The sequence below is a fragment of the Streptomyces sp. NPDC049687 genome, from assembly GCF_044465285.1.
GTDB lineage: Bacteria > Actinomycetota > Actinomycetes > Streptomycetales > Streptomycetaceae > Streptomyces.
This window is the reverse complement of record NZ_JBITLN010000006.1, coordinates 412,944-425,351: the sequence shown is the minus strand read 5'-3', so window position 1 is coordinate 425,351 and position 12,408 is coordinate 412,944. Positions and strand designations below refer to the sequence as shown.

The 12,408-nt window shown below is 72.7% G+C and carries 12 protein-coding genes; all 12 read right to left on the bottom strand.

All coding sequences use genetic code 11. The features are described from left to right. Window positions 1-11 precede the first annotated feature (11 nt). Window positions 12-2,387, bottom strand: a complete 2,376-nt coding sequence (hypF, locus tag ACIBVL_RS21295) for a carbamoyltransferase HypF (protein ID WP_399098780.1) — start codon at window positions 2,385-2,387, stop codon at window positions 12-14. Then, the gene (gene hypB / locus ACIBVL_RS21290) at window positions 2,384-3,142 is read right to left on the bottom strand and encodes a hydrogenase nickel incorporation protein HypB (protein ID WP_399098779.1); all 759 of its coding nucleotides are present in this window, start codon (window positions 3,140-3,142) and stop codon (window positions 2,384-2,386) included. The genes hypF and hypB overlap by 4 nt, the downstream gene beginning before the upstream one ends. A 3-nt stretch (window positions 3,143-3,145) precedes the next feature. Next, on the bottom strand, window positions 3,146-3,538 hold the full coding sequence (gene hypA, locus ACIBVL_RS21285) for a hydrogenase maturation nickel metallochaperone HypA (protein WP_399098778.1): 393 nt from the start codon (window positions 3,536-3,538) through the stop codon (window positions 3,146-3,148). 157 nt (window positions 3,539-3,695) lie between these two features. After that, complete coding sequence (locus ACIBVL_RS21280; RefSeq protein WP_399098777.1) at window positions 3,696-3,800, bottom strand: DUF6893 family small protein; 105 nt, start codon at window positions 3,798-3,800, stop codon at window positions 3,696-3,698. Window positions 3,801-3,811: 11 nt separating this feature from the next. Beyond that, window positions 3,812-4,351 (bottom strand): hydrogenase maturation protease, encoded by a 540-nt coding sequence (locus ACIBVL_RS21275; RefSeq protein ID WP_399098776.1) that lies wholly within the window; start codon window positions 4,349-4,351, stop codon window positions 3,812-3,814. After that, window positions 4,348-5,766 carry a hypothetical protein gene (locus ACIBVL_RS21270; protein WP_399098775.1) on the bottom strand — a complete coding sequence of 473 codons (1,419 nt, stop codon included), beginning with the start codon at window positions 5,764-5,766 and terminating at the stop codon, window positions 4,348-4,350. Before ACIBVL_RS21270 ends, ACIBVL_RS21275 begins: the two co-directional genes overlap by 4 nt. Beyond that, window positions 5,763-6,446 carry a DUF6084 family protein gene (locus tag ACIBVL_RS21265; protein WP_399098774.1) on the bottom strand — a complete coding sequence of 228 codons (684 nt, stop codon included), beginning with the start codon at window positions 6,444-6,446 and terminating at the stop codon, window positions 5,763-5,765. The genes ACIBVL_RS21270 and ACIBVL_RS21265 overlap by 4 nt, the downstream gene beginning before the upstream one ends. Next, entirely contained in the window at window positions 6,443-7,072 is a 630-nt protein-coding gene (locus tag ACIBVL_RS21260; RefSeq protein WP_399098773.1) for a DUF5947 family protein, read from the bottom strand. Before ACIBVL_RS21260 ends, ACIBVL_RS21265 begins: the two co-directional genes overlap by 4 nt. Continuing rightward, entirely contained in the window at window positions 7,069-7,608 is a 540-nt protein-coding gene (locus ACIBVL_RS21255) for a hypothetical protein (protein ID WP_399098772.1), read from the bottom strand. The genes ACIBVL_RS21260 and ACIBVL_RS21255 overlap by 4 nt, the downstream gene beginning before the upstream one ends. After that, window positions 7,605-9,386: a nickel-dependent hydrogenase large subunit gene (locus ACIBVL_RS21250; protein ID WP_399098771.1), complete on the bottom strand. Its 1,782-nt coding sequence runs from the start codon at window positions 9,384-9,386 to the stop codon at window positions 7,605-7,607. The genes ACIBVL_RS21255 and ACIBVL_RS21250 overlap by 4 nt, the downstream gene beginning before the upstream one ends. Before the next feature lie 80 nt (window positions 9,387-9,466). After that, a complete protein-coding gene (locus tag ACIBVL_RS21245) occupies window positions 9,467-10,555 on the bottom strand; it encodes a hydrogenase expression protein HypE (protein WP_399098769.1) in 1,089 nt (362 codons plus the stop codon). Window positions 10,556-10,618: 63 nt separating this feature from the next. Further along, the gene (locus ACIBVL_RS21240; protein ID WP_399098767.1) at window positions 10,619-12,403 is read right to left on the bottom strand and encodes a hydrogenase maturation protein; all 1,785 of its coding nucleotides are present in this window, start codon (window positions 12,401-12,403) and stop codon (window positions 10,619-10,621) included. Between the last annotated feature and the right edge of the window lie 5 nt (window positions 12,404-12,408).

Below are 12,408 nucleotides of genomic sequence, written 5' to 3'. Positions count from 1 at the left end.
TCGCGGATTGCTCAGTCGGCGGAGGTGGCCCGGGCGGCCACCATCAACTGGCCCAGTGCCAGACCGCCGTCGTTGGGCGGCACCAGGCGGTGCCGCAGGACCGTGAAGCCGTCCTCGCGCAGAACGGCGGCGCAGGCCGAGGAGAGCAGCGTGTTGGCGAACACGCCTCCCGTCAGGGCGACCGTGTCGAGTCCGTGCCGCTCCCGGGCCCGCGCGCACATCCGGTGCACCAGTCCGGTCACGCCCCGGTGGAAGCGGGCCGCGACCAGGTCCGGCCGGTGGCCCGCGCGCAGGTCGCGGGCGATCGCCGCGAGGACGGGTGCCGGGTCGGCCCGTACCGCGTCGCCGCGCTCCCGCGGCGCCCGCAGCCCGAAGGAGTACGCGGTGGTGTCCTCGGCGGGCGCGTGCAGGGCGGCCCCCTCCAGCTCGACGGCGGCCTGGGCCTCGTATCCGGCCCGGTGGCACACACCGGCGAGCGAGGACACCGCGTCGAAGAGCCGACCCATGCTGGACGTGGGGACGCAGTGCAGGCCGCGCTCCAACTGCCGCTCCAGAAGGGCCAGTTCGTCGGGTGGGCAGGCGGCCGTACAGGGCAGGTCGGCCGACCAGCGGATCCCGGCAGCCCGCAGATGAGACAGCGCCATGCGGTACGGCCTGCGCACCGCCGCGTCGCCGCCGGGCAGCGGGACGTACGCCAGGTGCCCGAACCGGGTGAAGCCGTCGTAGTCCGCGAGCAGGAACTCCCCGCCCCACACCGCGCCGTCGTCGCCGTGGCCCGTACCGTCGAAGGCGACTCCGATCACCGACCGGGTGCCGTCCAGCCCGTGCTCGGCCATCGCGGCGGCGACATGGGCGTGATGGTGCTGGACCCGCACGACGGGCCTTGCGCCCGCGTTCCGGTCGGCCCACCGGCCGGAGCGGTAGCCGGGATGCCGGTCGGCGGCCAGGGTCCCGGGCCGCACACCCGTGATCGACTCCAGGTGGGCCTCCGCACGCTCGAAGGCCCGTTGGGTACCGAGATCGTCCATGTCGCCGATGTGCGCCGACAGCCATGCCCGACGCCCGGCCCCGAGGCAGAAGGCGTTCTTGAGGTCCCCGCCGACGGCCAGGGTGGGGCGGACGGGCAGCGGGAGGGGGACCGGGAGAGGGGCGTAGCCGCGGGAGCGGCGGATCAGCAGCGGCTCTCCGTCGCAGAGGCGGACCACGGAGTCGTCGCAGGGGACGTGGATCGGCCGGTCGTGGGTGAGCCAGGCGTCGGCCAGATGCGCCAGCCGCTCCCGAGCCTCGGCGTCGTCGGTGACGATCGGCTCGCCGGACACGTTGCCGCTGGTCATGACGAGCAGCCGGGGGCCGTCCGGGTCGCCGGGCAGGCCGAACAGCAGATGGTGCAGGGGCGTGTACGGCAGCATCACACCGAGGTCGGGGCTGCCGGGTGCGACGGCCTCCGCGGGACACGGGACCCCTGCCGCGCGCGGCGACGGGTCCGGGCGCCGCCGCAGCAGTACGACGGGCCTGGCACCGCCTTCGAGCAGGCGCCGTTCCTCGGCGCTCAGCAGGACGAGGTGCTCGAGGTCGGCCGTGCCGCGGGCCATGACGGCGAACGGCTTGTCGCCCCGTGCCTTCCGGTGCCGGAGGAGGGCGACGGCCGTGTCGTTGGTGGCGTCGCAGGCCAGGTGGTAACCGCCCAGGCCCTTCACGGCGACGACCGCGCCGCGCGTGAGCAACGCGCGGGCCGCTGCGACGGGATCCGCCCCGGCGGGACTCCCGGAGCCCGCGACGGTCAGCCGCGGTCGCGGCCCGCAGGCCGGGCAGGCGACCGGCTGGGCGTGGAAGCGCCGGTCGGCCGGATCGCCGTATTCGCGGGCGCAGTCTCCGCACATCGGGAAGCCGGCCATCGTGGTGTTGGCCCGGTCGTACGGGACGCCGGTGACGATCGTGAAGCGCGGGCCGCAATGGGTGCAGTTGACGAAGGGGTGGCGGTGGCGCCGGTCGGCGGGGTCGGTCAGCTCGGCCAGACAGTCGGCGCAGGTGGCCGTGTCCGGGGAGACCAGGGTGCGGGCCGGCCCGTCGGTGCGGGAGGCGAGGATCGTGAACGCCTCGCCCCCCTTGGCGGGCAGCTCCTGGTGGTGGACGGACTCGACCCGGGCCAACGGGGGTGCCTGGGCGGCGATCCGGTCGCAGAACCGGGCCACGGCCGAGGCACTGCCCTCGACCTCGGCGACGACGCCCTCCGGGGTGTTGGTCACGTGTCCGACCAGGGCGAGTTCGGTGGCGAGGCCGTACACGTACGGCCGGAAGCCCACGCCCTGCACCACGCCCCGCACGACGACCCGACGGCGCAGCGGCGGGTCGCCGGCGAGGACGGCCGACGGCGGTGGAGCGCTCACGAGGGCGTGGGGGCGAGGGCGCCGGCCTCGGCCTCGCCCGTGTGCGTAGGGCCGTGCGGGGTGTCCGGCCGACCGGCCATGACCGGTGTGTGGACCGGCGCGCCCTCCGCCGCGGCCATCGCCCTGTCGAGCAGCGCGCCGACGCCCTTCCCGCGGCGGGCCGAGGTCAGGAGCACCTCGACACCGGGGTTGACCTGCTCCACGTTCGCTCGGAAGGCGAGCTCGTCGAACTCGACGGCTTCGGCGATGTCGGTCTTGGTGACCACGACGAGGTGGGCGAGACCGAAGGCGGTGGGGTACTTGAGCGGCTTGTCCTCGCCCTCCGTGACGGAGGCCAGGACGACCCTGAGGGTCTCCCCCAGGTCGTAGGAGGCGGGGCAGACCAGGTTGCCGACGTTCTCCACGAACAGCAGCCGGGTCGGGTCGGGCAGCCACCCGTCGAGGTGCCCGGCGAGCATCCCCGCCTCCAGGTGGCACAGTCCGTCGGTGAGCACCTGCTTGACGGGGACGCCCGCCCGGGCCAGGCGCTCCGCGTCGTTCTCGGTGGCGAGATCGGCGGTCAGCGCGGCGACGGGCACGGACCGCTCACGGGCCCGCAGCAGTTCCTGTTCCAGCAGCGCGGTCTTGCCGCTGCCGGGGCTGGACAGCAGGTTGACGACCGTGGTGCCGCGAGCGGCGAGGTGGGCGCGGAGCGTGTCGGCGCTCGCGTCGTTCTTCGCGAGTACCGCCTGCCGCAGGTCGACGACACGACACATGGTTCAGCACTCCTCGGAGATCGGTTCGCGGGTGGGGGTGGGCCCGCCGTCCTCCCACCGCACGCCGGTGATTCGCAGTTCCCGGCCCGCGAAGAGGTCGGTCCGCGTGCCGCCGCAGTCGGGGCAGGTCAGCCGGGGCGGCATGCCGACGGCCCATTCATGCGCGCAGGCCGTGCAGCGGGCCCGGCCCGGCACGGCCTCGGTGACGAGTTCGGCGCCTTCCAGCAGGGTCCCGGCGCAGGCCAGTTCGAAGCAGAAGGCGAGCGAGTCGGGGACGACTCCGGCCAGTTCGCCCACCTGGAGCCGGACCGTGCGCACCGCCGTGACACCGCCGGCCTGTGCGGCGGCCTCTGCCACCTGGTCGACGACGGCCAGCGCGACGGACATCTCGTGCATCGGTCTGCGACCTCCCGGGGCGTGCCTCCCGCCGGCCTTCGTGAGGGGCGGGCCTTCATTAGAGGCGGGGCACCCGGGTCGTACCGCCCGGCACGCCGTCGCCGGCCGTGCGGGTACGCCGTTCGACGCAACCGCACGGCGCCGGGGTCGCCCCCTGTCACATCCGTCGGATCCGCAGGTAGCGCCTGAGGTCGGGAAACACCTCGACCACGACGGCGGTCAGGGCGGCGAGGGCCGCTCCACCGATGACGATCTTCTTCATCCCGTCTCTCCTCATGTCGGAGCCTCAGCGGTTGAGGCCTGCGCCACGGACGGCTCACCGCCTCGCAGCAGCTCTTCGATCAGCCGGACGGCCTCCGGTACGGCGTCGGACACCGGCGGGCTGAGGCCGATGCCCTCCTCGACCGAGGCCGGTTCGCAACCGACGATCAGGACGCGGCGAGGTGGCTCGCCGCCGGTGCCGGCGCAGAGGGTGCCGAGCAGCGCCAGGACGGTGTCGGGCGTCATCCGGTGACCGTCGATCGCGGGAACCGCGCCGGTGTCGCCGGGGCCGTCGTACTCGATGACGTACAGCGTGCCGGGCGGTTCGCCGCGGGCCGTGGCGTCGACGAGCACGAGGGTGTCGTAGCCGTCGAGGAGCTGGTAGGCGAGGTGGACGCCGCGCACTCCGATGTCGACGACCTCGACGTGTCCGGGGAGGTCGCGTTCGGCGAGGCGGCGCGCGGTCTCCACGCCGAAGCCGTCGTCGCCGAGGAAGATGTTGCCGATACCGGCGACGAGGGTCCTGGGGCCGGACGGTGCGGGGAAGTTCATACGGCGTCCTCCAGCGGGCTGATCTCGTCGGGCTGGAAGTACAGGAACCGTCCCTGCTCCCGGCGGATGTCGGCGCCCGGGTCGCCCTCGACCGTGACCGCCAGGTGCACCACGCCGTCGACGTCGTGCAGCACCGCCTCGACGATCGCCGTGCGGCCCTGGAGGAACAGGTCCTGGGCGTCCGTGTGCCGCAGGCCCGGACGCAGTGCGACGCGGCTGCCCCGGCCCACCGGCCGGCCGTCCACGACCACCCGGTCCCGCGCCGGGTCGAAGCCGGCGTCGCCGGCCGGGTCCCACCAGGGGGTGTCCGGGCGCGGCACGCCGTGCTCGTCGGGGAAGCCGGCGCCGTTGTCACCGGTGATCTCCCGGAGCCCGCGCACCGCTCCGTGCAGGCGTTCCAGCACCTCGGCCGGCATCGAGTCCGCGAGGTCGATCACGGCGGCCGCGCGCTCGTCGGTGCCCCGGGCCTCGCGTTTCTCCTCGTCGGTGAGGGCCGCGGTGCGCAGGGCGAGGATCTCGTCGATCTCCGTGGCGTCGTAGAGCGCGCCGGGGCTCTCCGGCGCGATGGCCGGGTGGTCCTCCAGGATGATCGGGGAGGACAGCACCAGGTCGGCGCGGCCGGGTTCGCCGGCGAGGACGGGCCAGGTGTGCAGGTTGCGGCAGGCGGCGGCCGCGCCCCTCGCCCACTCGGGGGGATCGGTCATCGACAGGAACGACCCGGCGCTGAGGGCCATGAGGAGATGGGTGGCCACGAGGGAGTGCGGCAGTGCCGCGTCCCGGTCGGCGGCGCGGCCCTCGGGCGGCGTCCAGTCGCTGGTGTTCTCGACGACGGCGGTCAGCCGCATGGCCCGGTAGGGGCCGTCGAGTTCGCGGGCGGACAGCCGGACCGTGCCGTCGCTCCTCTCCCACCGCCGGACGAGTCGCCCGACGGGGCGGCCGGAAGCGTCCAGGACCGGCTCGGTGTCCTCCCCCGCGGGCAGCCGGAAGGGACGGGTGAGGCCGTCGCCCAGCAGCTCCTCCACCGGTACGACGACCTCGACGCGCTCCTCGACGCCCTCGTCCCAGGGCACCAGCACCCGGTCCTCCAGGCGGAGTTCGGCGACGGTCTCGAAGCCGCCGTCGAGGCAGGACCGCTGCACCGCGCGCCGGCGTGCGCGCAGGAAGCGCACCTCGACCGACAGGGTCGCGCCCCTCCTCGGCTCCATCAGGCACTCGGTGTGCTGGAAGTCGTGCTCCTCGCAGTCCGCGCCCCAGGCGGGCGGCACGAGCACCCCGAACTGCCAGCGCAGCCGGTTCTTGGCGGCGGAGGCGCGGTACGGGTAGAGGACATAGCCCTCGAAGAGGACGGCGTCGGCCACCTGCCGGGCGAGGGCGAACCGCTCCTCGGTCTCGGGGGCGAACGCGGTCACGGTCACGGATCGGTCCTTCCGGTGGTGCGGGTGAGGGCGCGGAACGGGTCGCTCGCGGGCCGGTCGCCGTCGCCGAGCAGGGCCTCGAGGGTCGCCTCCCAGGAGGGCAGGGCGTGCCGGGAGCGGTAGGCGAGCAGGCCGTCCATGGTGGCGCGGGACAGCCGGATCCAGCCGCAGCCGGGGAAGTGCTGTTCGACCATCTCCCGCCAGGTGGCGACCGGCATCCGGAAGACCGCCTCGCGGTCCCAGGGGACGGGTTCGACCCGGAAGCCGCCGGCACCGGTGAAGGCCGTACCGGAGAAGAGCATCAGCAAGGGGACCTCGCCGTCGGTGAGGGCGGCGAGGTAGCGGGTGGCGGCGATGTCCATGTCGTAGGTGCAGGGCACGACGAGGTCGGTCTCGGTCTCGCCGGTGAAGCCGGGCACCATCAGCGCGACCTCGGCGAACTGCACCGGCTGGAGGGTGCTGCCCCAGCGGGAGCGCTCGCCGAACAGGTCCGAGAGGCCGTCCGCCTCGGCGGACGCGTAGCCGCGGCGGGCGGGTTCGATGCGGATCTGGCAGCGCAGCGCGACGGCGTGCACGCGCTCGCCGCCGGCGGCGGTGACGCGCAGCCGGAAGACGAGGGTCGGTCCGGCGGCGAACCGGTCGGCGCGCACGTCCACGCAGGCGAAGGAGAACTCCGTCACGGGCGCCCCGCCTCGTCCAGGGGCCGGACGCGGCGCGCGACGTCCGCGAAGAACGCGTCCAGCGCGGCGCGGGCCTCGGCTCCGCCGTCGAAACCCTGCCACAGCAGGCGCATCCGGCCGACGAGTGCGTAGCAGACGTCGATCGGTACGAGATGGCACTCGCAGCGGCCGTCGTGGCGGCGCAGCAGCAGCGCCTCCACGTCGGGTTCGAGGAGTTCCGCGAGGCGGCTGCCGCCGAGGACCTCGGTCCAGGTGGCCGGTTCGAGTTCGCTCTCGGTGGCTCCGGCCGGGCTCGGGTAGAGGGCGACGAGTCGGTCGAGCGCCGCGTTGCGGAAGAAGAAGGCGACGCCGACCGGAATCCGCAGCGCCTCCCACGCCTGCTCGTCGAGGTGGTGGCCGGGGTCGGTGAGGTAGCGGGCCGGGACCGCGCGGAAGCGGCCCGCGGCGGCGCCCGGCTGTTCCATCAGCAGCGCGCAGGCGATGCAGGCGCAGACGAGGGCGCGTTGCTCCGTGTCGACCAGATGGCGGTGGTCCTCGGGCACCGCTGCGGCGCACAGTTCGCACCGCTCCGGCTGCGACGGACGCTCGGTGAGAAACCTCCGCAGGCCGACGGTGGTCGCGCTCATCGGGTCCCCGACGGTGCCGTGCCGATCTGCAGGAGCGGGGGCCCGGCGGGCGGGGTCTGTACGTCGACGGCGGTGACCTCGGGTGCGAAGCAGGCGAGCGCCGCCTCCGCGGCCTGCCGGGCGTCCGCGCCGGAGCCGGAGCCGCAGCCGCACCCGCCGCCCGCCCGGGCGCGCAGCCTGAGCGTGCCGCCGGCCTCGTCGAAGTCCACCACCTCCAGCGTGTGGTCCCGGACGCTGTCGAGGGCGCGGGCGATACGGGTGTCGCGGTCCTCGGGGTGCAGATCGTGCAGGACGAGCAGGCCGGCGACGAGTTCGTCGCCGAGCAGCCCGTCGAGTGGTGCGCCGGGAGTGGAGGACAGCAGGTGGAGGATGCGGGCGAGGCCGGAGCCGTAGAAGTCCATGAGGGAGCGGACGAGTTCCTCGGCCGCCGCCGCGGCGTCGGGGTCGCCGCTCGCGGCCAGCCGGTCGAGGACCTCCTCGATACGGCGCCCGGTCTGCTCCGCGTTCACGGGTCGGGTCACGGTCGTCGCGCTCATCCGCCCAGTCCGCTCAGGCCGGTGGGCACGTGCATCGACTTCACCGTCTTGCCGCCGCCGACGTACATGTGGACGCCGCAGGGCAGACAGGGGTCGAAGCTGCGCACGGTGCGCATGATGTCGATGCCCTTGAAGTTCTCCGGGGGGTTCTCCTCGAAGATCGGGGTGTTCTGCACGGCGTCCTCGTACGGGCCGGGTGTGCCGAGGCTGTCCCTGGTGCTGGCGTTCCAGGGGGTCGGCGGGTACGGGTGGTAGTTGGCGATCTTGCCGTCGCGGATCACCAGGTGGTGGGAGAGGACGCCGCGGACGGCCTCGGTGAAGCCGACGCCGATGCCCTCGTCGGGGACCTCGAACTTCTCCCAGGTCTGGGTGCGTCCGGCCCGGACCTCCTCCAGGCCCTTCTCCGCGAAGTGCAGGGCGACGGCGGCGGTGTAGGCCTGGAAGTAGGTGCGCGCGCGGTTGCGTTCCAGCGCGTTGCTCCACTTCGGGATCTTCCACTCGAAGGTGGTTTCCGGCTTGGTCAGCGTGCGGGGCAGGTTGATGATCACGCTGTGGCCGGTGGCCTTCACATAGCCGGTGTCGACGAGCCCGGACAGGGCGGTGGACCACAGCCGGGCGATGGGGCCGCCGCCGGTGTCCAGGGCGAGGTGGTCCTTGCCGTCGAACCAGCGCGGGGACATGACCCAGCTGTACTTGTCGTCGAAGTTCCGCTTCTGCGGGGCGGGGATGGTGTGCTGGTTCCACGGGTGGCGCGGGTCCACCGGGTTGCCCAGCGGGTCGTGGGTGACGAACTGCTCCTGGCCCAGCCAGTCCTCGTAGTAGGAGCTGCCCAGCAGGATGCGGATGCCGAGGTTGATCTCGGTGAGGTCGCTGGTGACGAGCTTGCCGTCCACGATGATGCCGGGCGTGACGAACATGCGCCGGCCCCAGTCCGTCATGTTGGCGTAGGTGAAGTCGCAGTACTCGGGGTCGTTGAGCGCGCCCCAGCAGCCGAGGAGCACCCTTCGGCGGCCCACTTCCTCGTAGCCGGGCAGCGCCTCGTAGAAGAAGTCGAACAGGTCGTCGTGGAGGGGCACGACCCGCTTCATGAACTCCACGTACTTCATCAGCCGGCTGAGGTAGTCCGTGAAGAGCTGCACGGAGCCGATGGTGCCCACGCCGCCCGGGTAGAGCGTGGAGGGGTGCACATGGCGGCCCTCCATCAGGCAGAACATCTCCCGGGTGTAGCGGCTGACGTGGAGGGCCTCGCGGTAGAACTCGCCCTCCAGGGGGTTCAGCGAGCGCATGATGTCGGCGATCGTGCGGTAGCCGTGCTCGGCCGCGTGCGGGGCCTCGGTGCGCTCGGCGAGTTCGAGGACGCCGGGGTTGGTCTCCTTGACCATCTTCTCGCAGTAGTCGACCCCGACCAGGTTCTCCTGGAAGATGTTGTGGTCGAACATGTACTCCGCGGATTCGCCGAGGTTGATGATCCACTCGGCGAGGTGCGGGGGCTTCACGCCGTACGCCATGTTCTGCGCGTACACCGAGCAGGTGGCGTGGTTGTCGCCGCAGATCCCGCAGATGCGGCTGGTGATGAAGTGGGCGTCGCGGGGGTCCTTGCCGCGCATGAAGACGCTGTAGCCGCGGAAGACCGAGGAGGTGCTGTAGCACTCCGCGATCCGCTTCTGCTTGAAGTCGATCTTCGCGTGGATGCCCAGGCTGCCCACGATCCGGGTGATCGGGTCCCAGGCCATCTCCACCAGGCCGCTGCCGTCTCCGGCCGCCGTCGTCCTTGCCATCGTCTTTGCCGTGCCCTTCGTTGCGCGGTCGGTTCGTGTGGGGGTGCGCGAAGCAGAAGCGGATCAGGTGTGCGGGGTCGTCACCACGGGGGTCGGTATCCGGTGGTGATCTTTTCTCCGGTGCGGCGCCACTTGGGCTCCTTGTCCACCGTCCTGGCGGTGATCGTCCGCAGCCTGCGGACCACGGCTCCGTAGGCGGTGCTCGTGGTGCTCGACACCTTGGCGCCGGGGGGTTCGTCCATGAACGGCATGAACTTGTCGGGGAATCCGGGCATGGTGCAGGCGATGCAGATGCCGCCGACGTTCGGGCAGCCGCCGATCCCGTTCATCCAGCCGCGTTTGGGCACGTTGCACTTGACGACCGGGCCCCAGCAGCCGATCTTGACCTGGCACTTCGGCGAGTCGTACGACAGAGCGAACTCACCCTGCTCGTAGTAGCCCGCCCGGTCACAGCCCTCGTGCACGGTGGCCCCGAACAGCCAGGTCGGACGCAGTTTGTCGTCCAGGGGGATCATCGGGGCGGCGCCGGTCGCCTGGTAGAGCAGATAGGTGAGCGTCTCGGCGAAGTTGTCGGGCTTGATCGGGCAGCCGGGGACACACACGATGGGGATGCCTGCCTGGGACTTCCAGTCCCAGCCGAGGTAGTCCGGTACGCCCATCGCGCCGGTCGGGTTGCCGGCCATGGCGTGGATACCGCCGTAGGTGGCGCAGGTGCCGATGGCGACCACCGCCAGCGCCTTGGGCGCGAGCCGGTCGATCCACTCGCTGGTCGTGATCGGCTGGCCCGTCTCCGGGTTGTCCCCGAAGCCGCACCAGTAGCCCTCCGGCTTGATCGCCTCGTTGGGGATGGATCCCTCGACGACCAGGACGAACGGGTCGATCTCGCCCCGCTCCCCCTTGAAGAACCACTCGATGAACGTGTCGGCGCCGCCGACCGGACCGCACTCGAAGTCGATCAGCGGCCAGTGCACGGCGATCTTCGGCAGCCCCGGGAGCACGCCGAGCGCGATGTCCTCGATGCTCGGCTGCTGGGCCGCCGTCAGCGCGACCGAGTCGCCGTCGCAGCTCAGCCCCGCGTTGATCCAGAGGATGTGGATCGTGGGTGTCTCTTCGGCGGGCGCGCCTGTGGCGTCCGCAGCGCCGACCGTGTCCGGCGTCGCCTCAGTCATGGGACCGCCTCCTGGGGAGGTAAGGGATGAAGGCCTGCATTTCGACCATCGAGTCTCTTGGTATCAGCGGATCGGCCGGGATGAGACGTCATGGGGGGCCATTGCGGTGACCTCGGCGGCGAAGGGGGTCGACCCGGTGTCCGCAACCGGGGCCGGACCCAGGTGCGCAGGGGTGCACGCGGGACGCGTCTTGTGGACGAACGCCCGCCGCAGTGCGTGGTACGGCGCCTGCGGGTCGTCGAAGGTCCTGCGCATCCGGGCCAGCTCCCGCTCCCGGAAGCCGCTCAGCGGGGTCGTGCTCTGCAGACGGTCCAGCTCCGTCTTCTTCGCGGTGATCCGGGCCGCCGTGCCCGGCAGGGACGCCAGCCGCGCCGCCAGAGCGCCGACCTCCCCCGCGAAGGCCTCGGGACCGCACTCGACCACCCGGTCGGCGAGTCCGAGCCGCAGGGCGCCCGCCGCGCTCACCGGCAGGGCCTCCCGCAGGAGCCGTTCGGCCGCCGCGGGGCCCACTCGGCGCGGGAGGCTGTACGTCCAGTACTCCGAGCCGTACAGGCCCATCAGCCGGTAGTGCGGGTTCAGTACGGCGCCGGAGCGGCACCAGACCTCGTCGGCCGCCAGGGCGAGCATCACCCCGCCCGCCGCGGCGTTGCCCGCGACGGCCGCGACGACCAGCCGGTCCGTCGTCGTCAGGACGGCCTCCACCAGATCGTCGATGGCGTTGATGTTGGCCCAGGACTCGGCTGCGGGGTCGGCGGCGGCCTCGATGAGGTTGAGGTGGATCCCGTTGGAGAAGAAGTCCCGTTCACCGCCCAGCACCAGCACCGACGTGGGCCGCTCGCACGCTTCCCGGTAGGCGTCCAGCAGGCGCCGGCACTGCTCGGTGCTCATGGCGCCGCCGGGGAAGGAGAAGGACAGGAAGCCCGCGTTCCCCTCCTCCCGGTAGCGGATGTCCGTCCAGGTGGTGTCGTCCCGCGCGTCGGGCAGCCGGGGTGGTTCGTCCTCGGGCAGCGGCGGCAGCCGGTCGCCCAGGGCCTGGACGGCGGGCAGTTTGAAGGTGGGCGGCCGTCCGGGCAGCCGTCGGGGCCTCAGCTCGGGGATCCACACGGCGCCGTCGGTGGTGGCCCGGCAGATCGCGCCCGCCCGGGTGGCCAGCAGCTCGCCGGGACGGCCGCGCAGCACGCGCTCGGGGTGACCACCGTGCAGATACCACTCGTCGCCGAACAGCACGTCCAGCACCCCGGGCTGGGAGTCCGCCGCCCGCAGCTTGCGCAGGACGGTCCGGGTGGGGTCCTCCGCCCAGTCGATCCGCCGGACGCTCTGGTCGAGGTACGGACGCGTGCGCAGCCGGGTGTCGGCCGGGCTCGCCGCGTCCTGCCTGCTCGGGACGTACGTCCCCCCGGCGAAGCGCTCCACGGCGAGCAGGACGGCCTCGAGCGCGGCGTCGGCGACCTCACCCCGGTACAGCCCGCTCTTGGCCACCGGAGGGAGCCGGCACGGTACGGACGCCCACACGTCACCGGCGTCCATCTCGCCGTCGGCCTGCAGCACGGTGACGCCCCACCGGTCGAATCCCTCGTGGATCGCCCAGTCCAGGGAGGACGGCCCGCGGTCCCCGACGGGCCCGGGGTGGACGACGAGGCAGGTGTACGCCGTCCACACCTCCTCGGGGATCGCCGTCCTCAACATCGGCGCCACGACGAGCTGCGGTGCGTGCCGCCGTACGGCGTCCGGCAACGAACCGCCGGGCAGGGCGAGTTCCACCGCCACGCGGTGACCTCGGTCGCGCAGTTCGGCGTGGACACGCTGGGTCAGGCTGTTGAACGCGCTGGCTAGGAGCAGGATGTGCACGGCTG